The 23,608-nt window shown below is 57.7% G+C and carries 21 protein-coding genes and 1 pseudogene; 15 read left to right on the top strand and 7 right to left on the bottom strand.

The window, feature by feature from the left end; translation table 11 throughout:
- Positions 1–63 precede the first annotated feature (63 nt).
- The gene (locus JQ567_RS07100; protein WP_212438153.1) at positions 64–1,332 is read left to right on the top strand and encodes a serine hydrolase; all 1,269 of its coding nucleotides are present in this window, start codon (positions 64–66) and stop codon (positions 1,330–1,332) included.
- A 921-nt stretch (positions 1,333–2,253) separates the two neighbouring features.
- On the top strand, positions 2,254–2,706 hold the full coding sequence (locus JQ567_RS07095) for a hypothetical protein (protein ID WP_212438152.1): 453 nt from the start codon (positions 2,254–2,256) through the stop codon (positions 2,704–2,706).
- Positions 2,707–3,330: 624 nt separating this feature from the next.
- Here the strand turns inward: JQ567_RS07095 and JQ567_RS07090 are convergent.
- The gene (locus tag JQ567_RS07090) at positions 3,331–3,531 is read right to left on the bottom strand and encodes a hypothetical protein (protein WP_212438151.1); all 201 of its coding nucleotides are present in this window, start codon (positions 3,529–3,531) and stop codon (positions 3,331–3,333) included.
- A 126-nt stretch (positions 3,532–3,657) separates the two neighbouring features.
- Between JQ567_RS07090 and JQ567_RS07085 the strand changes: the two genes are divergently transcribed.
- The 4 genes from JQ567_RS07085 (at position 3,658) to JQ567_RS07070 (ending at position 7,326) form a co-directional block, all read left to right on the top strand.
- Positions 3,658–5,205 (top strand): recombinase family protein, encoded by a 1,548-nt coding sequence (locus JQ567_RS07085; protein WP_212438150.1) that lies wholly within the window; start codon positions 3,658–3,660, stop codon positions 5,203–5,205.
- A 622-nt stretch (positions 5,206–5,827) separates the two neighbouring features.
- Positions 5,828–6,007, top strand: a complete 180-nt coding sequence (locus tag JQ567_RS07080) for a hypothetical protein (RefSeq protein WP_212438149.1) — start codon at positions 5,828–5,830, stop codon at positions 6,005–6,007.
- Positions 6,008–6,471: 464 nt separating this feature from the next.
- Entirely contained in the window at positions 6,472–6,831 is a 360-nt protein-coding gene (locus JQ567_RS07075) for a nuclear transport factor 2 family protein (RefSeq protein WP_212438148.1), read from the top strand.
- Positions 6,832–7,158: 327 nt separating this feature from the next.
- The gene (locus tag JQ567_RS07070) at positions 7,159–7,326 is read left to right on the top strand and encodes a hypothetical protein (protein ID WP_212438147.1); all 168 of its coding nucleotides are present in this window, start codon (positions 7,159–7,161) and stop codon (positions 7,324–7,326) included.
- Between the two features lie 231 nt (positions 7,327–7,557).
- On the opposite strand, the gene JQ567_RS07065 is transcribed toward JQ567_RS07070, so the two are convergent.
- Positions 7,558–8,349 carry a Crp/Fnr family transcriptional regulator gene (locus tag JQ567_RS07065; protein ID WP_212438310.1) on the bottom strand — a complete coding sequence of 264 codons (792 nt, stop codon included), beginning with the start codon at positions 8,347–8,349 and terminating at the stop codon, positions 7,558–7,560.
- Between the two features lie 444 nt (positions 8,350–8,793).
- Between JQ567_RS07065 and JQ567_RS07060 the strand changes: the two genes are divergently transcribed.
- Together JQ567_RS07060 and JQ567_RS07055 are read left to right on the top strand one after the other, a co-directional pair.
- Positions 8,794–9,009 carry a hypothetical protein gene (locus JQ567_RS07060; RefSeq protein ID WP_212438146.1) on the top strand — a complete coding sequence of 72 codons (216 nt, stop codon included), beginning with the start codon at positions 8,794–8,796 and terminating at the stop codon, positions 9,007–9,009.
- A 758-nt stretch (positions 9,010–9,767) separates the two neighbouring features.
- Positions 9,768–10,742 (top strand): ABC transporter substrate-binding protein, encoded by a 975-nt coding sequence (locus tag JQ567_RS07055; RefSeq protein ID WP_212438145.1) that lies wholly within the window; start codon positions 9,768–9,770, stop codon positions 10,740–10,742.
- 949 nt (positions 10,743–11,691) lie between these two features.
- Here the strand turns inward: JQ567_RS07055 and JQ567_RS07050 are convergent.
- Complete coding sequence (locus JQ567_RS07050) at positions 11,692–12,591, bottom strand: LysR family transcriptional regulator (protein ID WP_212438144.1); 900 nt, start codon at positions 12,589–12,591, stop codon at positions 11,692–11,694.
- A gap of 105 nt (positions 12,592–12,696) precedes the next feature.
- Between JQ567_RS07050 and JQ567_RS07045 the strand changes: the two genes are divergently transcribed.
- Together JQ567_RS07045 and JQ567_RS07040 are read left to right on the top strand one after the other, a co-directional pair.
- On the top strand, positions 12,697–13,110 hold the full coding sequence (locus tag JQ567_RS07045) for a GFA family protein (protein ID WP_212438143.1): 414 nt from the start codon (positions 12,697–12,699) through the stop codon (positions 13,108–13,110).
- Positions 13,111–13,315: 205 nt separating this feature from the next.
- Complete coding sequence (locus JQ567_RS07040; RefSeq protein WP_212438142.1) at positions 13,316–14,320, top strand: nitronate monooxygenase family protein; 1,005 nt, start codon at positions 13,316–13,318, stop codon at positions 14,318–14,320.
- A 182-nt stretch (positions 14,321–14,502) separates the two neighbouring features.
- Here the strand turns inward: JQ567_RS07040 and JQ567_RS07035 are convergent, their stop codons facing one another.
- Positions 14,503–14,724, bottom strand: a complete 222-nt coding sequence (locus JQ567_RS07035) for a DUF1127 domain-containing protein (RefSeq protein WP_212438141.1) — start codon at positions 14,722–14,724, stop codon at positions 14,503–14,505.
- 157 nt (positions 14,725–14,881) lie between these two features.
- Here JQ567_RS07035 and JQ567_RS07030 point away from each other — a divergent pair, with 157 nt between their 5' ends.
- The 3 genes from JQ567_RS07030 (at position 14,882) to JQ567_RS38600 (ending at position 19,202) form a co-directional block, all read left to right on the top strand.
- Positions 14,882–16,456 carry a winged helix-turn-helix domain-containing protein gene (locus tag JQ567_RS07030; protein WP_212438140.1) on the top strand — a complete coding sequence of 525 codons (1,575 nt, stop codon included), beginning with the start codon at positions 14,882–14,884 and terminating at the stop codon, positions 16,454–16,456.
- Between the two features lie 902 nt (positions 16,457–17,358).
- A complete protein-coding gene (locus JQ567_RS07025) occupies positions 17,359–17,589 on the top strand; it encodes a hypothetical protein (protein WP_212438139.1) in 231 nt (76 codons plus the stop codon).
- Between the two features lie 368 nt (positions 17,590–17,957).
- Positions 17,958–19,202, top strand: a complete 1,245-nt coding sequence (locus JQ567_RS38600) for an adenylate/guanylate cyclase domain-containing protein (RefSeq protein ID WP_212438138.1) — start codon at positions 17,958–17,960, stop codon at positions 19,200–19,202.
- A gap of 682 nt (positions 19,203–19,884) precedes the next feature.
- Here JQ567_RS38600 and JQ567_RS07015 read toward each other — a convergent pair.
- Positions 19,885–20,358, bottom strand: coding sequence for a phasin family protein (locus JQ567_RS07015; RefSeq protein WP_212438137.1), 474 nt, complete (start codon positions 20,356–20,358; stop codon positions 19,885–19,887).
- Positions 20,359–20,811: 453 nt separating this feature from the next.
- Between JQ567_RS07015 and JQ567_RS07010 the strand changes: the two genes are divergently transcribed.
- Both JQ567_RS07010 and JQ567_RS07005 read left to right on the top strand, forming a co-directional pair.
- Positions 20,812–21,111 (top strand): hypothetical protein, encoded by a 300-nt coding sequence (locus tag JQ567_RS07010; RefSeq protein ID WP_212438136.1) that lies wholly within the window; start codon positions 20,812–20,814, stop codon positions 21,109–21,111.
- 151 nt (positions 21,112–21,262) lie between these two features.
- Positions 21,263–21,418 (top strand): annotated as a pseudogene (locus JQ567_RS07005) (ABC transporter substrate binding protein); the annotation flags it as partial.
- A gap of 180 nt (positions 21,419–21,598) precedes the next feature.
- Here JQ567_RS07005 and JQ567_RS07000 read toward each other — a convergent pair.
- Positions 21,599–22,711, bottom strand: coding sequence for a nitronate monooxygenase family protein (locus JQ567_RS07000; RefSeq protein ID WP_249165299.1), 1,113 nt, complete (start codon positions 22,709–22,711; stop codon positions 21,599–21,601).
- A gap of 116 nt (positions 22,712–22,827) precedes the next feature.
- Entirely contained in the window at positions 22,828–23,211 is a 384-nt protein-coding gene (locus tag JQ567_RS06995; RefSeq protein ID WP_212438135.1) for a RidA family protein, read from the bottom strand.
- Positions 23,212–23,608: the final 397 nt, after the last annotated feature.

Below are 23,608 nucleotides of genomic sequence, written 5' to 3'. Positions count from 1 at the left end.
AAAACGAGACCAGCGAATGGCCCGCTAAGTCGGCAGCTATGTAATCGAAGGAGGGAGACAGCAGTGCGTATAAATGTTGATAGCCCGCCGACCAGAGCCCGGGTCGTTGCTTTTGTTATCCTCTTTGGAGGCCTCGTTTCAACGCCGGCCCAAGCGGCCGATGGCGGCACTTGCATCAGTGACATTCGCCAAGTGGTAGCGCGTATGCCGACGCCCATGATGATGAAGGCGACCTTGCCGAAGGACCTTACGGCCAAGGTCGACGCGGCGGCGCAGAGTTCGTTCGCCAAGGCCTTCACGCCGGGCGCTGTTGTAGGTGTGCGCACGCCTGAGGGTACCTGGACCGCCGCTTATGGTATGGCCGATCCCAGCGCTGGCCGACCAATGACGGTTGCTATGCACACCAGGATCGGCTCCGTCACCAAGACGTTCACCGGTACGGTGATTATGCGACTTTCGCAGGACCATAAACTCTCGCTCGAGGATTCGATCGAGAAGTATATTTCCGGAGTCCCCAATGGAGATTCCATTACGCTGCGTCAGCTTGCTAACATGACGAGCGGCGTTGCCAGCTATACCCGCAGCGCCAAATTTACCGACACCTATTTTGCCAAGCCTGAAACGGTTTTCACCCCCGAGCAGCTCCTCAAGGTTGGCATCGCCGCATCTCCATTGTTTGCGCCGGGCGCCCAGTTCGACTATTCCAACACCAATACAATCCTGCTCGGTATGGTCATCGAGAAAGTGACGGGGAAGCCGGTGGCCGAGGCATTCGAGGCAATGGTGTTCAAGCCCCTCAAATTGCTGAACACGTCATGGCCGGGCCAATCGCCGAAACTGCCCGTACCTTATGCAGAGGGTTTCACGCTACAAGGCAATTTTGCCAAGCCGGATGCGCCCAGCAATGCCACTTTCTGGAACCCTGCCTGGGGCTGGACCGCAGGGGAGATGATTTCGAATATGGATGACCTCCTGACATATGGCCGCGCACTGGGCACCGGCCAAGGTTTGCTGAATGCCGAGACGCAGGAAGAGCGACTCAAATCCATTCCCGGCGCCGCCGGCTATGGCATCGCGATCGGCTGCATCGATGGTTGGGTCGGACATACCGGTGAACTGCCGGGCTACAACACTGCCGTGTATTATCATGCCGCCAGCGACATTACCGTAGTGGTGCAGACTAACAGCGACATCGCGTCCGGCAATTGCGCTGAATCGCCCACTCTTGCCAATGACCCGCGTGACAGTGTCTGCTCTTCACCCGCGACAAGAATATTTGCGGCCATTACGGAGGCCCTCGGACACAAGTTCACGCCGCTCCCGGCAAGGTAACGGTTGAGGGCTATGCACCATCGTTTGTGGTTGGCGGTCTCGCCGGCGCTACCACGTCTTGGCAATCGCCCCGATCCTCATCCGATTTTTGTCGGCGCGAACGGCCAGTCATTTGTTGCTGGACTCGCTCAAATCGGCAACCTGCCTCGTGGTCCACAACTCACAAATCTTGTTTTATGTGCATTGTGTCTAATCTCTATGGTCATCGGATCGATTATCGTCAGAAAGTAGGTGACCTTCTGTCTGAACCAGAAGCGCTTGCGAACATCCGGAAATTCAGTCACCCAGTAACCGCCCTCTGCTGGCTTCGTGGAAACCAGCGTGCTGACGGTCTGTAAGTTCCGTTTCACCTCGTATCGCTTGTTCTCGTTAAATATGAGCATCTCAGAAATGAGTTTCCTAGCCACGGCTTCAACGCCTGACAGTCTTACGGTAAAACAAGCTTCATTTTGTCCGATTGGAAAATCACGATTTCGGGCTACCCACACCCCTCTAATAGGATAGGTGTCGGCAGCGGCGGCAGAACTTATAAGCAGGCCTATTCCCAGAGCGAACGCTAATCGCTGGATCCCAATATTAGAGGTCCTCATGTCGACCTCCACCGCCTCGCTAAGCTGGATAAATTCTTATATCGTTCGCTGATCTTGGTCACAATCCTTACCATGCAAACGGAGTTGGGATCAGAAAGCAACTTCTGATCCGCAAGGCGAGCAATCACGCGTTCTCGTTATAAATGTCTCAGAGCTGGGCGGTTTGGCCGCGATTTACGAAAGTAAACCACTGTATACGGCGATTATTTGCAGGAGCCGGCTTCCAGAAAACGTCCGGAGCAACGATAATCCAAAATTGTAATAGGAACTTTGAATCGGCTGCTGCGTCACCCTTCTCAAGCGCGCCTCCAAAATTCGCACAGAGATAGCGGTGTTTAGCTGGTTCAGGCTCAATAGGCAGCGAGGAAAGATCCGAGAGGATCGTAAATATCTCGAACCGCGGGTTCGACGCTTCTTAAGAGATTATTTGTCTTCGGATGAAATCCAAAAACGACGATACTATGAAGTTGTCGCCGGAGCGGCTGCAGGGTGCCAGCCGAGTATTACTGACTCGAAGTTGGAAAGTGTGCAATTTGCTCAAGCCTCTGCCGAAGTAGCGCTGAAGGTCGTTAAAGTGCGTGTACGGCGAGGTATAGATGACAACGATGAAATAAAAGGATTGATCACAGATGCCTACGCAACCGTAGCCATCGCATACCGCCGTGCCGCCGCCGCCTATACGATGGATGAAGAGATGCTACAGCTAGGGACTGCAGCCGTGCACCTTCTCACAATAGCAACGTCGTATATGACAGCTCAATCAGAAGACATTGCAGACAAATGAGGGGTTTCATTCAGACAAGGACTACCCCTGCCGCGCCGGCGGCCCTTCAACCAGTGCGCATCCGTGCGGTGCGTTTGATCAAACAACCGCGACGTGCGAGATCACGCCTTACAAGTGGGTGCATCCGGATTATGAGAGATGATCCCGAAACTCTCACCGTGCGCCCCACCGTCATCGGCGGCGAAAGGTGCGCTAACGATGCGTGGCAAGGAAAGAGGCCAACCGAGTGACTCCGAACTAGTTCGGAAAGATCAACCGATTGCGATAACTTGGCTGACCCATTGGCAACCGCCGTTGCCTGCGGTTGCCACGGGCGGCACCAGTGCATCGCCAGGCGCGCTGGGGCCGCGGCCGCTGGCCTGGCCATATTAGCCACTGTTTTCATTGTCCCCACTTCGGGTCAAGGGCTCCTGAAGGGCGTATTCATTGCCGTGGCGCTCGCTGTCGCTGCAGCTCTACTCTTGGCGGCGGCTCGGCAGTTAGGCTGACCAAGAGGGCCGCTACAGTTGGCGGCCTGTTCCTCACGGTGGCGGCACCATCAGAAACCCCAGCGCGATGACCGCGAGCAGCCCGACGATAGCGACTGCGGTGATGGCACCGGCCGTTATCTTGGCTTTTTCATGCTTAACGGGCACCGGCGACCTTCTTCACGATCTGATATCCGTTGGCCGCAAGATCCTGAAGGATCGCCTTAGCGATGTGAGTGCTCTGGTCCGGCGCTATCCACTCATAATCCAGATTCGGCCCCCCATCGCCCTCGGGGTACTTGATGAAAGCCGTGTGGATAGCATTCGTAATCAGAATTTCGACCGCTTGATCAGACATTCGCTGAGCCTCCAATAATCAGCAAGACTAACATTAATTGGGGTCAATATTGCCCCGTTTGTGTAAGGGCGCGCAAACGCAATTCGGCCAGCATGACCCTTGGATCTGTGGTCGGACTGGCCGACGATGCAGCGCGAAACAATTCCTGGAAACGGCACAATCGGCCGGCGAGCAGCGCAGTACGTCCGCATGTCTACGGATCAGCAACGGTATTCGACAGCAGCAATCGCTGCCTACGCGCTCGAACGCAATCTGACAATCGTCCGGACGTATATCGACCAAGCTCGCAGCGGGCTGCGCTTCAAAAACCGCATAGGGCTAAGAGGCCTGATAAGTGACATCGTCGACCATAAGGCGGAGTTTGATTTTGTCTTGGTTTATGACATCAGCCGCTGGGGTCGGTTCCAGAATATCGACGAGAGCGCCTACTACGAGTTCATTTGCACGCAAGCCGGCGTCCGGGTCCTTTATTGCGCAGAGCAGTTTGAGAACGATGATAGCTTCGCGTCCGCAATCTTGAAGGCTCTGAAACGGGTCGGGGCCGGCGACTACAGCCGCGATCTATCAGTCAAGGTCTTTGCTGGAAGTTGCCGCGTCGCGAAACAGGGCTTCAAGCAAGGCGGAACAGCCGGTTTTGGTCTGCAGCGCGTGCTCGTGGATCAGTTTGGAGCTCAAAAACTTGTCTTGGCTCGGGGTGATCGAAAGGCTCTGCAAACAGATCGAGTCATTCTTCGGCCGGGTCCAGCAGAAGATGTTGAGACGGTTCGGCGGGTTTTCCGTTCTTTCGTTCGCGATCGGAAATCAGAGTTGGCCATCGCGCGAGAACTGAATGAAGCGCACATCTACAATGAGTTTGGCCGACCGTGGCGTATGCTCGCGGTGCGTCGGCTGCTGACTTGCGAGAAATACATCGGTAGTTACATCTACAACCGGAAATCGGGTAAGCTAAAGAGCAGGCGGACACCCAACCCACCTGAAATGTGGATTCGTCGCGACAACGCCTTTGAAGGCATCATCACGCCAAAGATGTTCGAGGCGGCTGGAAGGATTGTGGAGGGTCGCCCGCGTCGAACGATCCGCGCCTGGAAGTCGGACAGCGAAATGCTGGATATTCTTAGGGCGCTTTGGATTGAGAAAGGTCGGCTCTCGGCCAACATCATCGACGCCGCCGCCGACGTGCCTTGCCATATGACTTACATTGAACGGTTTGGCAGTCTGCGACAGGCTTACGATCTGATCGGATATCACCCCGACGCCTTCAAATGCTACGACGCGCGTCGCGCCGCTGTGGCCATGATCGTTACTGTTGCCAACGATCTACTATCTAAAATCCAGGGCGCCGGCAGGTCGGCGGCATTTGATGAAGGATCAGGCCGGCTCATAGTCGCTACAGACTTACAGGTTTCCATCCTTCCCGTGCGGTGCCAGCGCATGGAGGGCGGTTTTCTTAGATGGCCGGTCAGGCGTCGAATAGACCTCACTCCGGATTTGGTACTTGCCGTTCGCATGAGGGAGGGGAACACACTACCCTTGGATTATTTTTTGTTGCCGCCTGCGCGCATCCCCAAAGGCAAACTAAGTTTCAGACGGGATTGCCGACCGAAACTTGATTCCCATCGGTTTGCAACCTCGGATGACCTTGCGAAGGCGATACTGACAAAGGTCGTAGCATAGTTTTCACCAGCCGCACCTGAGCCACGCCTGGATGCTTAGCACTGCCATCATGACAAGCGACGCTAACAGCCCTAACGGCCCTGGACGACGTCGCGCAAAATAGAGACTGATCAAGGTGATCACGGCAGCCAGTTTACGCCCGAATGCCCGTTCCAGCCGGGGAGCATTGGCGAGCACGATACCTACTTCGGATTCATCAGACATGGCTTCTCATTCGGCGCATGCGATTGCAGGGCCGCTACATAGAGTTGAAAGATCGAGGGGGCCACTCGGGATCGCAAATGGGCGAACTCAGGGAAGCGGCATTGAAGTAATTTGCCGGTGATTTGCCCGACGGGGCAAGTCCTAATTTTGGGGGAAGGGTCCGGTCCCCTATCCCTGACGCGCGATGCCTAGTCGCTCAGAGCAGATGCTGCTGGTGACCAGGATGGTTAATTCATAACCGATTGCGCGTATTGGAGTTAAAAGGCTTTCTCCAACATCGTCAAACCGCGACGGTGCCAAGGCACGACAAGCACTCGATACCAACTGTGGACGAGCGAGTAGGAACTGTAACCTTGGTATCGAGCTTAAAACTTAAGAAGGAAACTGTTTACCTGCTACGCGTCGGGAGGTCGCCTCTTTGAGGCGCATCAACGCCATGAATGTTTGGATCGTGGGGAATACCAAGCTGATGCGCCGTGCTCACAGGGTTGGTTTGCTGCGGCGGGGCAATGGTCCAAGGCGCGGACGCTGCCCCGAAGCATTGGCACAATACGTTGCCGCCGGGATTTTGGTTGATGCCTTTACGCTGATGTCGTGATCGCATTGAGCGTGACACTGGACGGCGCCGAGATCTCCGATGTGCAGGCGCGTAAAGCGTTGGCAGTTGAGCGAGTGCAGCCCGGTTCAAGGCCGCTTCATCTCAAGACAAATGACCGCCCGAAGGCGGTCTTTGGGAGTGCGCTGATCTGTCAGCAGCGCGGCTGCCGACCTATCGGGAAAAATAGGTTCGGGATCAAACTTTTTCGTCCGATCAGAAGATAGCAGCCATCCGGGATCAGTGGCTTACAAAATTAGTTTCAATTTTGAAATGGAACAGTCGTTTCGATGTTGGTGATCAGCCTTGGCGAGCGCCGGGATAGCGTCCGGCGTCTGTCGTGATCCACGTTGTCTAGGGGCGGCTTATCCTTGCCCGTAATTTTACGGGGAAAGCATTCAAGCCCTATTCATCATGAAACATTTAACTCCGCTCGGGGAGGCGCGGCCGCTTTATGATGGAAACTCATGTCGATTTCGAGGGACGTGTTCGATCCTCTGGCACTGGTCGTGGACTGGCTCGATGCCTGCCGATTAGGAGAGCTCAATGGTTTGCTCTACCTGTACGATGAGCGCGCGGTTTTGGAATGCGAGTGCGAGCGCGTCAGCCTGACAGGCCGCAAATCGATTGCGGCTTACTGGGCGCCGAAGCTCGAAAGCAAGATAGCATCCGCCTTCACCCTAGACGACATGATCCTGACTGGGGATGGCGTCCAGGTCGATTATCAAAGCTACGAAGGCAAGCCGGTCCGAATCCACTTTCAGTTCGGTCCAGCGGGCAAGATACTCCACACCAGCTGCGGCCCACTCGCACGTTGCGCCGTCTAGAAGCGCTGCCCAATGAGTTTTAAGGCATTCACCTGTCGAACTGCTACGGCCGCGGGACTGCCCCAGTATCCAACCGCCGCTTTTGGCTTGATCACCATGTTCACCCGATAGTCGCCTATCAGTGCCGAAGCGGATCTTGGCAGTCGCGCGCGGCTCGGCGCTATTCGCGGGCGCGCAGAACCACGTGCGCAAACGCAGCTTCCACAGCCCGGCCGACCCAGAGGCAGGTTGGCCGGATTTGCTAGATAGAAACCATCTCAAATGATCCAAAAACTTTAACGAAACAAGTTAGCCGTCTCGGCGTAAGTTTGTCGGAGGGCGCAACTCATGACAAATCGCCAGATCAGAGAGCAAGAAGTTCAGATCGCGCGTTATCAGTTTTTGTCGCGGGAGGTTACTGATCCGCTTGCCTCGTGTTTGCTTCGGGCCATCATCGAAGAGCTTGAAGCTGACCTACGAAGGGATCGCGCCATCGATCAGAGCGGTTTTGAATGAGGGATGCTGGCCTGCCCGGTCAGTTCGCCGGGCAATGCCGCACCGGTTGACGCGAGAAGCAACAGTGCAGCGATCTTCTTTCGCGAGATCATCGAACGATCCGATACTTCCTCGCGGCCTTCTTTCGCGGGCCCGTCCGCGCGGCGAGCGTCAGAAATTACCATCTAGCCGGACATGCGGCGGGTATGTCAAAATCGACGCGATTGACCCGCAGCCGACATTGGCTGACTGCTAACGCTCTCTCTTACCTCCGCAAGCGGGAAATTTGGTCGGTCGGGCCGAAACGCCGTCCGATTCAACTCCTGAGACACTCACCGCGCGAGATCGGGGCATATGATCGACTTCGAGATGCATGGCGTCGTGGCATTCGCACGCTGCCGCCGCGAGTCGCGATCGGTCGATCTCGATTCGGCCTCGTTGATCAGACCTGATCGCCCCACGCGCGCGCAGTTTGCGCATTAAGAGCGTGACCGTCGTTCGACGTACACCAAGTATTTGCGAAAGCGCCTGCTGGGTGAGCGGGAGTACGTCGTGATCGTTGCGGTCGCGAAGCTGGAGTAGCCAGCGAGCCATGCGGGCTTCGACCGGATGCAGCGCATTGCAGGCCGCGCCGAGCTGGAACTGTACCAGCATCGCTCTGGTGTATTTCTGGACTACGTGCCGGATCGCAGGGCTGCAGTTGAAAGCGGCGTGAAATCGCGATGCAGAGATCCGCGCGGCGGTGCCCGCCGCATGCACTACGGCGGTAGCGGCTGACGGGGACGGCCCCAGCACCGAGAGCATGCCTACTGCCCCCTCGCGTCCGACTGCGGCTGTGGCAACCGTCTGTCCGTCCGCCATGTCGATCATCAGTGAGATGGCCCCGCCATGAGGGAAGAAGACATACTCTATCGGCTCACCCGCGCGCGAAAGGACCACGTCCTGATCGAGCGCGACCATCGCTAGCTCGGGCCTCAGCAGATCGAGGTCCGTCGCCGGCAGCGCTGCAAGAAGGACGTTAGAAATTCCGCCTGGAGCGGTCACTGCGGGGAACCAGCGGTGAAACATCCGCAGCCTGCTCCATTTGGAGCGTAGCGGAGCGGCGGTCTCAACATAGGTTTAAATCTGCTTCCTCTAAGCGCACGATATTGAACTCACTTTACGAGACACTTTCACTCAGAAAAACAAACTCCAAACGCTTGGTCGCGAGGACGGATTTTCCGCACGTAGCATCGCGAGCGGGTTAGATGCAAATGGCTGCCGGACGCAACAATTAAATGTGCATGGGTAACGCCCGAGGCGTGCGAGAACGCATGAGTTTGATGAAAGTGAGTGTTTGAAACAGCGTTTGAAGCAAACGTCTAGCGATGTCTTAGTTCGGCAGGTTTGTCACTTAGTAGCAGGCCATCGAACGGGCAACGTCGGCCGTTGGCACCTTTCGGACGTAGCGCGATGTCCGAGTTAGGTCCGGCGAGGAGCGGACATTGATTGATCGTTCTGATCGTGCCGCTGCTGCGCGATCTTCTTTGTCAGCACCACGGGCCGCAATCCGCAGCGCGTCTCCGCCAGCGGCCGTTGCAGCGCTTCGCCTCATCCCACGGCGCGCGCATCCAGATATCGCGTTTTCCTCGTGGTCAGGATACCGGCATAGCCTTCGGTATTGGATCGGCGCGCCTATCGTCAGACCGGCGCGGGCGCGATTAGCGCTCATCTGAAGACCTATGTGAGCCCGATGCGAAACAACTCGCAACCAAACGCGCCTTCGCCGAGAACCTAAAATTTAGTTCTGAGTCATAATCATAATGACTCCGAAGCAAAAATAAAAAATAGGGTGGGGAAAACCACAGGGAGGATGGGAATGGAAACTGTACGCCGCCTCCGGGCGATGGCGTCTTTGTGTCGGCAGAGTGCTGCATATCATCCTGACAATAGCTGGAAGCTGCTCGCCGAGGCAGAGTATTGGGAGCATCTGGCAAGTGCCACGGTCGTTGAGCACTTCCAAGATTGCACTAGCTTGAATGACCAGGCGCACCGACAATCAACCGTAAACGCGACGAGGCCGGACGCAAGGCTTTTGCCGGTCGCCTGAGCACTCTCGTGCTAGCGGCTAACTTCGCGTGCGGATGCGGCGTTTGCTCTGGCGAGGAGACGAAGAGGGCCGCCTGTCCTTGCTTGTTACCGATGGGCGTTGGCATCATCCGAGCAATCGAACGGCATGCAATGTCGATCTTGCTGCTTGCTGACGAAGTTATTGAGTAACGCGTGACTTCCGTTTCGGGCACGAAACGGACCAGCTGCGCCGGTCGGTAAATGTCCGTTCGTCGAAGCAAAGCGGAAGTGGCGTTGCGGGGCTGTCGAGGCAGCTTTTGACCCGGAACGGACATCAAGCCAATTAATCCCCGACCGTGGTTCACAAGGTGCTAAGGTTGAACGCGTGGGCTGCTCGACCCTTCGAGGCTCCGATGCGACGACGCGAGTTTATTTCGGTTGTTGGCGGCGCAGTGGTTGCGTGGCCGCTTGCCGTGCATGCGCAGAAATCGCTGCCCCGGATTGGGTGGTTAGTATTTGGCGACGCCAAAAAAATGGGACCGGTCGATCAGTCGTTGAAGGACGCACTCGCACAAGCCGGACTCATCGAGGGCCGCAACGTCGAAATCGTCTTTCGCTATGCCAACGGAATGCCGGATCGACTTGCGGCATTGGCCACCGAACTTGTCGCCCAGAGGCCCACCCTTCTGCTCGCTGTTGGCGGTGATGTTATCAAGCCACTGTTTGAGGCAAGTAAGGGGAACATACCCATCGTCGGCGGCGTTAGCGATAGCCCCATCCGGTCAGGAATTGCCGTGTCTCTTGCGCGACCAAGTAAGAACTTCACCGGGATCACGTTTCTTACGGATGAAATGGCGGCGAAGCGGATTGAATTGCTCAAGCAAGTGGCCCCAAACGTCAGGAAGGTTGCGGTGATATTTAATCCCCAGCATTTCGATGACGAAGTGACTTTTGCACGGCGCGGAGCCCAGTCGCTCGACCTTGAGCTAACGACCCACTCGATAAACAAGATCGCCGACCTCGATGCGGCACTGCAGGGGGTGGAAGCAAGCCGCGCTGATGGCCTGCTCGTCATCTCGTCACGCCTTACTGGCGTTGTTGCCGCGAAGATCGCGCAACACGGCCAAGAGCGTCGTCTTCCAGTGATTGCGTCGTGGCGGGAATTCACAGACAGCGGTGCTTTGCTGTCCTACGGTCCGAGTCGGACTTTTGAGGCCAAACGTCTAGTGGGCTATGTGCAAAGGGTCTTAAACGGGGAGAAGCCGGCAGATTTACCTATCGAGCAACCTGTGAAATTCGAACTTGTTATCAATCTCCAAACTGCCAAGGTCCTCGGGCTCACGGTACCGCCTTCATTGCTCGCCCGCGCCGACGATGTGATTGAATGAAGCGGCTGACCACTGCAGCGCAGGAGGTCCGTTCGCGGCACCTGCAAGACGTGCCCGCCAATCCTGGGAATGTCGGAGCCATTTCACCGTTCAGCCCGGTTGCCCGTTCAGCAGCAGGCGGGCACGAGTTTACTGGATAGAAACCATCTCAAATGATCCGAAAACTTTAACGAAACAAGTTTGCCGTCTCGGCGTAAGTTTGTCGGAGGGCGCAACTCATGACAAATCGCCAGCTCAGAGAGCAGGAAGTTCAGATCGAGCGTTCAGTTTCTGTCGCGTGAGGTAACTGATCCGCTTGCCATATGTTTGCTTCGGCTCATTGTCGAAGAACTTGAAGCCGACCAGCGGAGGGATCGCGACATCAGTCAGAGCTGCTGCGCAAGCGAGCCGCTTTCGTGCCGAATGTGAGCCGCTTCACGCCGTGCGGTTGTCACATCATTGCCCAAATTAGATGGCGCAATCAAAGAACGTTGTTTGATCTGAAGGCTCGGCGGATGTAACCGAGGCGGATGATCTTGAATGGCCCGACGTGCAATATCGTCGGGCCATTTGTTTGCTATGCATAAGTATTCACGACTTACTTAATTGCTGCGGCGCGGTACGAAATCTCATAATTTGCAATGACGCCTGCGTGTTTCTATGTCCGTTCTTGAGGGCAAAGGAGACTTCTGAGTTACCCGCCCAGATTTCTGAGTTTGACCCAAGGCAGACATTTGGACTGGCGACACGCACGCTCACGGAGCGAGCGTTTGGAACTCCGGCGCGAGCTCTACTAGATTACGCGCGTCGACCCGTGCAGCAGCCGACTTAGCCTAATTGAACCACCAGCAGGTCACGAGAGTGCGGCGGCGCAGAAGCCGTAACTGTGCGCTTACTAGCATGGCGCGTCTCGCTTGCGCCGAACCAGGCAATGGCGCCACGTTTTGTGCGACATCGAGCAGTGTCTCGATCACGGGAATTTTGCAATTTCGGCTAATCGACTACGCAGCCAACGATGGGCTTTATCCTTATCGTTGCGCGGATGCCAAACGGCAATCACCTCGAAACTGGGGACTTGGAAAGGGAGCTCGCGCACGAACAGCCGCTTATTGTTCTGACGCAGGAGGCGAGATGGAACGAGTGCCACAAGATCGTCCGTCTGCAATATCTCCGGAATGAGCAGGAAGGTTGACAGGGAATAGCGAACCTTGCGCCGTTGCTGAAGCCGCGCAAACGCCTGATCGCCCTCGAACGATCCGCCTGTTGGCGACACCACAACGTGATCGTATTCGCATAAGCGCTCAACAGTCATGGCCGCATCGCCCGCGAGCGGATGCTGACGGCGAACCGCGACGACATAGCGGTCGCGATAAAGCAGCCGTGACGGCAGATCAGACATCGCAAACTGAGCCGCGGTGATCGCCAGGTCGATCTGCCCGCGTGCGAGGGCGTCGCTGAGGCCCTCGATAATCGGTGGCACTATGGCTAGCCGGATCTGTCTCGCCTCGCTCCTCAGCACTTTTACGAACGGGGTGAGAACGGCGTGCTGCATATAGTCGTTGCTTGAGACCCTCAAGGTGACCTCGGCGTGAACCGGATCGAACGCATCGTGTGCGACGAGATGGCGGCTGTCATCGAGCAACTGTTTCAATGGAATGGTCAGCGCCTGTGCTCGTGGGGTCGCCAGCAGGCCGCGTTGGGTGCGTACGAACAGGGGATCGCCAAAGAGGTCGCGGAGGCGCATCAACATGCCGCTAACCGTCGGCTGCGTGTAGCCGAGCCGCGCGGCCGCTCGCGTGACGTTGCGTTCTTCGAGCAGTGCGTCGAGCACGACGAGCAGGTTGAGATCAACTTTCCTGATATTGGCCATAGCAATATTAGAACCATAGTATTGCGATTAGAGCAATGTCAGGTCGCTCGGTATGATCGTTACACGGATTTCCACACGGGAGTGAACAGCAGGGAGGCAGACGCGATGCCGACGATTGAGGGAGGGTGCCTCTGCGGTGCCGTACGCTACCGCTCTGGCGCTGAGCCGCTGATGCAAGTGGTCTGCCATTGCGGGACCTGCCGCAAGAACTCGGGCTCTGCTTTCTCGATGAACGTCGCCGTGCCGCAGGACACGCTCCGCATCGAAAGGGGCAGTCCGCGCCACTACGAGGATCACAGCGGCGCGAGCGGCAAAGCCTTCTATCGGTTCTTCTGCGGCGATTGCGGCTCCCACGTCTACAGCCACGGCGCGGCATACGGCGCTATCGTGTTCATCAAGGCTGGCACGCTCGACGACTCGAACTGGCTCGCGCCCAACCTGCATATCTGGTGTGCCGAAAAACTGCCTTGGGTCGGTATTCCCGAGGGCGTCACCGAAGCACCCGCGAACCCGGGCTGAGCAGGACAGCAATTTCCTCCATCGAACCAGCGAAGCCGATCAACGCGTCTTCATCGTCGTCCGCCATTCCCCACGGCATCGGGCTAGAGGATCTGCTCGGGCGCTTGGTCTGCTAATGGCACTTATAACGTGCCCAGCACGCTAACTCGGGCAATATTGCCCAACGATTGGTCCAGAATGCGTATTTTGCTGATGGAGTGACCCAATGATTACGGCAGGTTGTGAACGGCTTGGGATCGAAGTCCCAATAATTCAAGCGCCCATGGGTGGGGCAGTCGGCCCCGCCCTAGCTGCTGCAGTTAGCAACGCTGGCGGCCTCGGTACACTTGCGCTGTGGGGGGCGGATGTATCGAGATTGCGCCAGTTGGTCCGCGAAACTCGCGCTCTCACGACTAAACCGTTTGCCGTCAATCTGAACTTAGAGTTTCCGCAAGAAGAGCGCCTTGACGCCTGTTTGGAGGAGGGCGTGCCGGTTATCTCCTTCTTCTGGCGCGATCCTTCAGGCCTTGTGGCCCGCGCAAAGTCTGGTGGTGCCACAGTGCTCCACACCGTTAGCACGGCTGCGGAAGCGCGGCACGCAGTAGCGAGCGGGGTTGACGCCGTTGTCGCACAAGGATGGGAAGCTGGGGGCCATGTGCGTGGTAACGTCGCAACGATGCCACTCATTCCCGCAGTAGTCGATGCGGTCGGACCAGTTCCCGTCTTTGCAGCGGGCAGTATTGCCGACGGCCGCGGGCTTGCTGCTGCCTTGGCACTGGGCGCTTCGGGGGCTTGGATCGGGACCCGTTTTCTTGCGAGCGATGAGGCCGACATTCATCCGCGCTATCGCGAGCGAATATTGCAGGCCACGGAAGACGATACCGTTTATCTCGAAGAACTGTTTGACATCGGCTGGCCCAACGCACCTCATCGTGTATTGCGCAATAGTACTGTCGCTGCGTGGGAAGCCGCCGGACGCCCGGCAACGGGCAAGCGCCCCGGTGAGGGTGATATGGTGGCTAACTCGAAATCACGCGGGTCGATTGTGCGCTATCGATCCTACACGCCCGGCGCTGATGCCGAGGGAGATATAGATGCGTTGTCGCTCTGGGCTGGACAGGGTGTTGCCCTTGTTCACAAGAGACAACCCGCAGCAGAGATCGTGCGCGAGATTGTTGGCGAAGCTCAAGCCATCTTGCTTCGGTTAGCTCAACAGCAGCTAGGAAGTTGAATGGTGAGGCGCATGTCTGTTCCTGGCACCCTTGAGACGTGCTGACCGGTCATGGCGATGTCCGCTTCAGGGAACCGGAAGCCATCGGCGGACCGGTAAAACGACGCGATTGACTCAATGCGGAAGTCGGCCTCCGGGCGAATCGCTAATTCCGCCCCATACCCCTGCCAAATAACGGCAATTCAGATGCCTCGCGGGTCAATATCCGGGTTCGAGGCCACGTACTCGATGTCGCCATGCGAAATGCCGATATCGTGCAGGTCGCGGCCATTGAGGCCGTACAAGGCGGCCCGCACCTTTTGGCATTTGCGCCGTTCCTGAAGTGCGTTCCAGCATCCCCTGATGAAGCCGGGGACTCGCCCGGTCAACACGGCGCGCAGTCCCAGTGCTGTTATCGTGCTCATGGCAGTGTCCTTGGGTGTTGTGTCTGCCCTTAGGATGCCAAGGCGCCGGCAAGCCCGCTTTACTTGCTCCTTACATTTTCCTCACCAGCAGCTTAATCTTTGCCATACCGGCGTATTGGAGCCCCGATGTTCGGAGGTTGCTTGGGGGAAAGGCAGCTTGCGCTACCTCTTCGAGAATTACGCTTTCGACACTGACCGCCGCGAGCTTCGTCGCGGCGCTGAACCGGTTGCTATCCCGCCGCAGGTCTTCGACTTGCTAGACTACCTGATCCGCAACAGGGAGCATGTCGTCAGCAAGGACGACCTGATCGACGCTATTTGGAAGGGCCGTATCGTCTCCGAAACGGCACTCACGACCCGCCTGAATGCCGCTCGAAGCGCAATCGGTGATACGGGCGAGGAACAGCGCCTGATCAAGACATTGCCGCGAAAGGGCTTCCGCTTTGTCGGAACAGTGCGGGAAGCGGAAGGTACTGCAGCCGCAACTGCCGCCGACAACCCGGAGGAACCGCCGAAACCCGCCCTCACGCTTCCGGATAAACCCTCGATCGCCGTACTTCCTTTCACCAATTTGAGCTCCGACCCCGAACAGGACTACTTCGCTGACGGAATGGTCGATGACATCATCACGGCGCTATCTCATTTCAAGGCGCTATTCGTCATCGCCCGAAACTCGAGCTTCGCCTACAAGGGGCGCGCCGTCGATGTGAAGCAGATCGGGCGCGAGCTCGGGGTGCGTTACGTGTTGGAAGGCAGCGTTCGCAAGGCGGCCAACCGGTTGCGCATCACGGGACAGCTTGTCGATACCGCCACTGGGGCGTATCTCTGGGCGGAACGGTTTGATGGCGGGCTTAGCGACGTCTTCGATCTGCAGGACAAGGTGACCGAGAGCGTCGTCGGGGCGATCGCACCAGCGGTGGAAAAAGCCGAGATCCAGCGTGCGAAGCGCAAGCCTACCGAAAGTTTCGACGCCTATACCGTCTATTTGCGCGGTTTGGCCGAGCTTTATCGGTTTACTAGCCGGCAAGCGAATGAGGAGGCATTGCGCCTGTTCAAAAGCGCGATCGAACTCGACCCGGATTTTGCGTCCGCGTACGGCCGTGCCGCCTCTTGCTACGCCTATGCCAAGGGCATCGACTGGATTCCAGACACTGCGAACGATATTGCCGAAGTGATCAGGCTCGCTAAGCGTGCGGTCGAGTTGGACAAGGATGACGCGGTCGCGCTCGCTGCCAGCGGGTGGGCGTTAGCGTATAGCGCTCACGATCTCGAGCTAGGCGCCGCCTTAATCGATCGCGCGCTTGTGCTCAATTCCAACTTGGCAGAGGCTTGGTTTTTGAGTGGATGGGTGAAAACTTTTCTCGGGGAGCCTGAGCCGGCGCTCGAACGCTTCGAGCGCGCAATGCGCTTGAACCCACTTGATCCGCGGATGATGAGTATGCGAACCGGAACCGCGTATGCACATTTCCTCTTAGGCCGCTATGACGAAGCGGTATCGTGGGCGGCAATGGCATTGCAGGATAATTCGGACTATCAGCCTAGTTTACGCATTTCCGCCGCAAGCAACGCAATGGCCGGACGATTGGAGCAAGCACAGAAGGTAGTGGCTCGGCTGCGGCGACTCAATCCCGCGCTACGTGTTTCCAATCTCAAAGATGCGGTGCCCTATCGGCGGGTCGAAGACCTCTCTCCGTATGGAGAAGGATTGAGGAGGGCCGGGCTGCCTGAATGACCATCGCAGTCTCACTCGGCCAAGAGTGAGTGCGACTTCCGCGATTGGCACAAAACGGACATCCCGGAGTCGGCGGCCAATGTCCGATGTTGAGGGCACATCGGACATCCTTGGACCACTATAAATTTCCCAGGAGTGACACGCCCGTTCGACGGGCCACCTCAGTCGCCATCGCAAGCAGCACACAACAGATCGAAAGACCAGCGAAACTCCCTGTTACGTTGCGAGGATAGCCCTGTTAGGCCAAAAAAATTCCCTGCTAATTGGAGTAGGGAATTGACCCAGAAAACGGCTGTATGCAGCGGTTTCTGACTACTTGCCATGTCTCCGAGCCTCCCAAACCGCTAGATTCCCTGTAAAATTCCCTGTTAGCAGGGAATCTGCGCGGAGACAGGTGCGATCAGCACTGCGTCCCCAGCCAGCCATTCCTGCGTCAGGCGATCGTTTGCAACCTGCGCCTCTCAGGCCCGGAAATCCCGGCTTTTCACGCATTCGACTTTGTCTCCAAGCTCCCGATCTCTCAATCCCAGGGGCAAAATGGCGGAAAGTCTCCGGCCCTGACCGCGGAAATTCCCGTTTTGCAGAGATTATCGGCGGAGACAGGTTCGATCAGGACTGCCGCCCGAGGTAGGCAGTTCGATTCCATCCTTTCGATACCACACGCGCTTGGTAATTTTGCCTTTCAACGCTGCGAGCGCAGATTCGGTGCTGGCGTTCTAACGCAAAGCTTCGGCGCCGCCAGATTTACGCCTGACGCAAAGGGAAGCAATTTGCTGCACGGCGAGCGACGGTGGGTTCGGTGTGCCCCCGCGGGTATGTTCTCAGGTTACGGTAGACCGCCAGTTCAAAGTAGTTCACTTTGCGACTAGTAGTCTTAGACATTTTTGAAAGTGCAGGTTGTCATGGCGTCGAGGCGCGGCTCAAAGAAAGCAGGGTTTTTATCTAGCTTTACTGAAGACGGAAATTATCTCGTTCGCCCAGACAAAAAGAATGGTCGGCCCGGCATTTTTCGAGCCCGCGATGCCGAAGGTCGCGATGTTTTAGTGAAATTCTGGCCGTCAGAGCGGCCGGAGGCCGATACCGACCTCCTAGAAATCTGGCGCAGCGAAATTCGCCAGTTGACTGTTTTCTAAAGGCAAATTCGCATACCGTTGCACATAGTCTATTTCGGCTGTTGGCAAGCTTTTCCGACAGCGAGGGAAAGGTCGCTCGGGCGGCAGGGTGTTGTGATGTCCGGTTTGATCTCAACGGGCGTCCACGGCCGGGGAATCCAGAATGGGCCACGACCCGAGATCTCTGCCGGATGCGGACCCGCAAGGGCACATCCCACGCTGTCGACGAGGGGGGCCGGACACTGTATCATGCGGTGGGCTCCTCCCGCTGATCGCGGGCGGGAGGCGCGTGATCGTGGACTGGGTTCGTTCAGCTCAAAAGTCGCCGATCACATTCGAAACCCAAGTCCGACACGCGTGGCGACCACCGTGGCGGTGGGGGCTCGCACGTGCGCCTCATTCCGAACATTCGCTACGGTACTGAGCGATACCCGGAGAAGGTGGCCCGACGATTGCGAGCGACCAACATCGCAGCCTGGATTGGTGCCTCCACCATCGCACTCTTTGCTGTCTGGCGCTTCTTCGGTGGAATGGCACATTGGAAATACGCCGCGCTTGTCGCACTTGCCTACGGGCTCACTCCGTTGCTGCACCGCTTCAGCCCGCTGGCTGCGCCGCTCGCTTTGGCGGGCCTCATGTATGCCTGGAACTCTTGGCTCGGCTTTAACTTTGGCATCACCAATGGGGTAACCTTCTTTTATTTCACGGCCGGGGCGCTTGGCCTCCTGCTGCTCGGCGCCGAGCACGTTTTCCTCTCCATCGTGATCGGTGCCGTCGGGGCAGCGTTGCTCGTCGTTCTGCACATCGGCGATGCAAACAACACTCCAACGTCGCACCTGACCTTCGTTATCAACGTGCTCTGCAGTTCGGCTGCGCTTTACGGTATCGTCTTCTACGCGGTTCGGCAGTACACACGTGCCGAGGAGCGGGCGGAGCGCGAGCGCCAACGTTCCGAGAGTCTGCTGGTCAACATTCTGCCGCCGAGTATCGCCGGGCGCCTGAAGGATCACCCGGATGTCGCGATTGCTGATGCCTATCCGGAGGCATCGATCCTGTTCGCCGACATGGCGGGCTTCACCGCGCGCGCAAGCGATACCACGCCGGAGGAACTCGTCGGCTTTCTCAACAGCGTTTACATGCGGCTCGACAGCCTGGTCGAGCGTCACGACCTGGAGAAGATCAAGACGACGGGCGATGCCTATATGGTGGTGAGCGGCCTGCCAAACCCGCAGCCGGATCACGCCATGGCGCTGGCTGATCTCGCCCTCGACATGCAGGTGGCGCTGGTCGGGTTGGTCGACCCCAAGGGTCGCGCGGTGCCGGTGCGCATGGGCATCGCGTCGGGTCCGGTGGTGGCGGGCGTTGTCGGTACCCGCAAGTTTTTCTATGACGTGTGGGGCGATGCCGTGAACACGGCATCGCGAATGGAGTCAACCGGCGAGCCTGGGAAGATTCAGGTTGCGTCCCGGACCCGTGAGTTGCTCGCCGGCTGCTTCGAGCTCGAGGAACGCGGCATCATCGAAGTGCGCGGGAAAGGTCCGATGCCAACCTGGTTTCTGATCGGACGAAAACCGACGCAGTCAAAATTCGGGCGGGTGCGGCCTGATAAAGGGAATTTCTATGTGGGGCGATGAGATCCTGATCAGATCCCGGTTTGCCAATCGCGCAAAAAGTGAAATTAAACCAAAGCGTTCTCGGAGGGCTTTGGCGCTCCCTAGCGGAATCGAACCCTCTTTCAGCCTTGAGAGGCTAGCAATTCCGAACGGGCGAATTTCATGAGTAACATCAATGGGTGAACGGAGGGGGAAAGTTCGGTTGGGCGCTTGAAAAACAAGGAGAAATCAGCGGATTTTGATTCCGCCATTCGGAGGTTCGATCTCGCTCAACTAGAGATAGCGAGCACCTTGTGGGCGAAAACCTTGCATTTTTCGGGCTTTTCGCGCGTTTCCGACTCGTCTCTAGACTCCAAAAAATGGCAACTCTGGCGAGAATCTCCCGAAAGTCTCCAGGCAAAACCGCAGAAACTCCCGTTTTGGGGAGACTTTTAGCGGAGACAAATTTCGATCCCACTGGGCGGTAGAGGTGGCAGTGAGTTTCCGTCTTGTCACCGGGCTTCAGACGGGTCGCGCTGCTCGCCCCGTCGGCGGTCGCCGATCTCGACCTCGCGCAGGGCGAGGCGGTCATGCAGAAGCGCAGCGACGACGCGATGTGGGGCGGTATCGATCACCAACTCTATGGTATTGACGGCGGCAGATCAGCGATTGACCGATACTGTTTGAAAAAGACCTCGCTAGGCGGCCTTGGTCTTAGGCTTTTTCACCGCTTGGTACCTAATTCAGCCATTTCTATCGAATACTTCTGGAACATGGCGATCCGCTTGCTTGTGAATTCTGCAATGACGCTGAGAATTTCAACGGGCGACCTAATCGTCGCAAGCCTCTGGGCGAATTCAAAAGCCAATTGCATGTTGGCTTGTGCCATTTCCAGCAGCTTTGCTTGATAAGCCCGCACGTTTGCCGTGGCTGAAGAAAAAACAAGCCCTTTCTTTGAATCGTTATCCGTCATCGTCTGTTTGCAGTCATCTTGTAAGGCTGTCGCCGGTTTCTCAACAAGGGGAGCCTCTTGTTTTGAGTCGTTATGACGCTCAGGGGGCGATTCAGTCGAGCCTGCCGCAACCGAGCGCAGGGGGCTGTTTTTCGGGCTTCTAATAATAGCCTGATTGGCCCGTTGGGCGGCTATTTTCGTGCTGTGGGCGTGCTTTGACGCCGTTGCCGGTTTACGTTTGCTCATCTGACACTCCAAGGGATGATTTTGGGCGACCACAACGGTCATTCGCGCAGAGGCAAAACATGCTGTGTAGTTTAACGTTCCAAACGCAGAATTTAACTTTTCCGATGTGAGCAATATTGACCAGTATCTGGGAACCGGACGTGTGAGAATACCGCATCACCGAGAGTGCTGCATGCTCCCGCCTGTTAATCAGGAGAGCCAGCAATGTTGAGCATCCAACTCAACCCGCCCAAACCCACGTTCGAGCAACGCTTGGCGCAGGAAGCGCACCGCGCCAATGAGCGAGCCAAAACTCTGCCGCATGGTAAGGAGCGCGAACTTCCCTCAAGGCCCGGCAACTCGAGACCGCTTCGCACATCAGCGAGTGGATATCGTCTCCCGGACTCCAGCGACCGAGGTAGGGGAGCATCATGCCCCAGGCAATTCTAAATCAAGCCCAAGGAGGACTCCCACATGATGAAGATCACTCTTGCAGTGGCAGCAGCCGCAGCGGTGCTGACGACTGCCCACCTCGCCACTCCGGCCAAGGCCCAAGGCGTCAAGATGGCCCAAGGCGTCGATGTTCAGATCGGGCGGGACCGCGACGACCGCTACGATAGGGACCGTCGCGGGCGGTACGACTCCGACACCACAGTTGGCGTCGGCCGGGGCGGTGTCACCGTCGGCCCACGACAGCGCTGCCGCATGGAGACTACCACGATTGAACGGGACGACGGCCGCAGGATCACGCGCAAGGAGCGTCGCTGCGACTAGGCATAGCGCTTTGTTTGTTTAGTGTCACGACTAGGACTTCGCTTACATCCGGCTCTCGACGCCGGGGTGGTTATCCACGTTCGCTTCCGAAAAAGAGCGTAGCCCACCTTGGGACTATTCTCTGTGGAGTTTAACGCGGTAGTCCGGGAGCTATGTCGCGCGGATTCTGCGGGGCGCCGACCCCGCCGACCTGCCGACCCAGCAGCCCACGAAATTCCAACTCGCCATCAATTTGAAAACCGCCAAGGCGCTCGGGCTGACAATTCCACCCCTGCTACTCACCCGCGCCGACGAGGTGATCGAATAAAGATACGCTTTGCTGGTGAGTCCGAAGATGGCCCTTTGCGACATGCTCGCCTATCCTGAGCATGTCCGTTCACCGAGGTAGACCGGAAGTCAGTGTGGTCCGGTCAAATCGGCGCGAATGACCCAGAGCGGAAAATCGGCGCGCCGGCGAGTGGATATGGCAATCGAAATGAGTAGAGGGCTAGGAACGTGCAAAAACGCGCAGGCACTGTGACGTCGCTTCCGCAAGCGAGTCGACCAACGCGCCGGCAGTCGTGTCGCTGGCGAGTGCCGCGGATTGACCGGCAAACAATGCGGTAAGCTCCCTGTCTCCCGTGCCGCCAAGCGGCGCGGTGAGACTGTACTGGCCGGGAAACGCCACCGGCCTCAGCTCCGAGGCCACGAGGTCCTCAATCAGTCCGTTCTTCACATAGCGCGCCGGCCGGCCGGTAATCACGTCGGTTACAACAGTGCAGGCGTCCGTGGGCTCGCGCAGCGCCGCGCGGTGAGCGTCGAGCACGTTGGCCTCCTCGCAGCGCAGGAAAGCCGTACCCAACTGCACGGCGCTCGCGCCAAGGACAAAGGCCGCAGCCGCCGTCCGCCCATCGGCCACGCCGCCGGCGGCAATGACCGGAACCCTCACGGCATCCACCACTTGCGGCAACAGCGCGAACAGGCCCGGTTGCATACTGATGTCGACACCGGTGAAGGTGCCACGATGCCCGCCGGCCTCGGTACCCTGCGCGATGACGGCGTCGACACCCTGCTCCTCAAGCATCCTCGCCTCGGCCACGGTCGTGGCGCTGGAGATGATGAAAATCCCGGCGTCCTTGATGGCGTCGATGACCTCCCGATCAGGCAGGCCAAAATGGAAGCTCACCATCTGCGGTTTGGCCCGCATCAGCATCGACAAATGTTCGCGGCTCACTTCACCCGCCGCACCTGCTGGCTCGGGTACCGCTCCCAGGCCCTTGGCGTCGAAGTGTGCCTGCAGACGCGCCCGCATCGGCTCGCTGATTTCAGGGGTAATGCTGGGTTCCGGCCAGAGCGGATAGTTGACGTTGAGGCTGCCGCCGCTCATCTGCTGAAAGCCGGCGATCCGCCGCTCTGCGTCCTCGGCTGAAAAGCCCCACATGCCGAGGCCCCCCAGGCCACCGGCGTTGCTGACAGCGGCGGCGAGTGCAGGTGTAGTGATCCGGCCCATCGGCGCCTGAAGGATCGGCCACTTGAGATTGAGCCTGTCGGTGAACGCGTTTTGGGACCACATGAATCGTTTTCCCGTGACATGGACATCGGGCTCGACAGCGTCAGGCATGCCCGCCTAGTCCTCTAGTTCGCTATAACCGTCGTAAGTATCCTGTAATTGGCCGAAAGTCTCTCGCAATCCGATACGCGTCTGGGTGCCATCGCTGCCGGCGGCACGCGCCGTTCCTAGTCAACGTAGGCCTGGCACTCGATCTCGACCTTCATTCGCGAATCGACCAATCCCTTCACCTCGACGAGCGTGGAGGCCGGCAGATTTTCGCCGAAATACGCTATGCGGCGCGGGTTGATTTTCGGTCGTTCCGTAATGTCGGTCATGAAAACTTGCACCTTGACGACATGCTCGGGTCCGGCACCAGCCGCCTTCAGGCACTTGTCCATCATGGCGATGGCGATGTCGAATTGGGCAACAACGTCGGACGGTATGCTGCCGTCCTGCGCCTGGCCAACGACGCCAGCGACCCAGACGTGGGGGCCTGCGCGGGTCACGTGGCAATAGTGGCTGACTGGCTTTGGGATGTCGGGAACGATGATGCGCTGGATTTTTGGCATGCCTAGCTCGCGAATTGGGATCGACGCCCAGAGGCTAGCTGCTGTTGGCCCTGTCGGCCAGCACATCCTCTGCCGCTCCCCGTGGTTTCGCGGTTTCGCAAGCGTTGGCTTCAATACTTAGAAGTGCCGACAAGGTAATCGACGAAATGGGTACCATGCCCGCTTCTGGCACCCTTGAGACCTGCCCGCCTATCCTGAGAATGTCCGTTCACCGATGTAGGCCGGAAGTCGCCGTGGTCCGGTCAAATCGACGCGAATGACCCTGGCTGTGTGAAAACGCCGCTGCTTTGCTATGATTCTCTCGTGATTCTGCGGGGGAGGCTGATGCGGCGCTTCGTTGAGCAGGCGGATCGTGGGCAGTGGACGCTATTGCCCGAATGCCTTGATGATTTCATTG

Origin of the sequence: Bradyrhizobium sp. AUGA SZCCT0431 (assembly GCF_018131065.1) — a bacterium.
In the GTDB taxonomy this organism is placed as follows: Bacteria; Pseudomonadota; Alphaproteobacteria; order Rhizobiales; family Xanthobacteraceae; genus Bradyrhizobium.
This window is presented reverse-complemented; position numbering and strand designations above follow the sequence as displayed.

Excerpts from the sequence above, each read along its gene's own strand:
- JQ567_RS07090 (WP_212438151.1), bottom strand. The coding sequence starts at position 3,531 with ATGTCTGATCAAGCGGTCGAAATTCTGATTACGAATGCTATCCACACG.
- JQ567_RS07085 (WP_212438150.1), top strand. The coding sequence starts at position 3,658 with ATGCAGCGCGAAACAATTCCTGGAAACGGCACAATCGGCCGGCGAGCA.
- JQ567_RS07075 (WP_212438148.1), top strand. The coding sequence starts at position 6,472 with ATGTCGATTTCGAGGGACGTGTTCGATCCTCTGGCACTGGTCGTGGAC.
- JQ567_RS07070 (WP_212438147.1), top strand. The coding sequence starts at position 7,159 with ATGACAAATCGCCAGATCAGAGAGCAAGAAGTTCAGATCGCGCGTTAT.
- JQ567_RS07055 (WP_212438145.1), top strand. The coding sequence starts at position 9,768 with ATGCGACGACGCGAGTTTATTTCGGTTGTTGGCGGCGCAGTGGTTGCG.
- JQ567_RS07050 (WP_212438144.1), bottom strand. The coding sequence starts at position 12,591 with ATGGCCAATATCAGGAAAGTTGATCTCAACCTGCTCGTCGTGCTCGAC.
- JQ567_RS07045 (WP_212438143.1), top strand. The coding sequence starts at position 12,697 with ATGCCGACGATTGAGGGAGGGTGCCTCTGCGGTGCCGTACGCTACCGC.
- JQ567_RS07040 (WP_212438142.1), top strand. The coding sequence starts at position 13,316 with ATGATTACGGCAGGTTGTGAACGGCTTGGGATCGAAGTCCCAATAATT.
- JQ567_RS07035 (WP_212438141.1), bottom strand. The coding sequence starts at position 14,724 with ATGAGCACGATAACAGCACTGGGACTGCGCGCCGTGTTGACCGGGCGA.
- JQ567_RS07025 (WP_212438139.1), top strand. The coding sequence starts at position 17,359 with ATGGCGTCGAGGCGCGGCTCAAAGAAAGCAGGGTTTTTATCTAGCTTT.
- JQ567_RS07015 (WP_212438137.1), bottom strand. The coding sequence starts at position 20,358 with ATGAGCAAACGTAAACCGGCAACGGCGTCAAAGCACGCCCACAGCACG.
- JQ567_RS07010 (WP_212438136.1), top strand. The coding sequence starts at position 20,812 with ATGATGAAGATCACTCTTGCAGTGGCAGCAGCCGCAGCGGTGCTGACG.
- JQ567_RS07000 (WP_249165299.1), bottom strand. The coding sequence starts at position 22,711 with ATGCCTGACGCTGTCGAGCCCGATGTCCATGTCACGGGAAAACGATTC.
- JQ567_RS06995 (WP_212438135.1), bottom strand. The coding sequence starts at position 23,211 with ATGCCAAAAATCCAGCGCATCATCGTTCCCGACATCCCAAAGCCAGTC.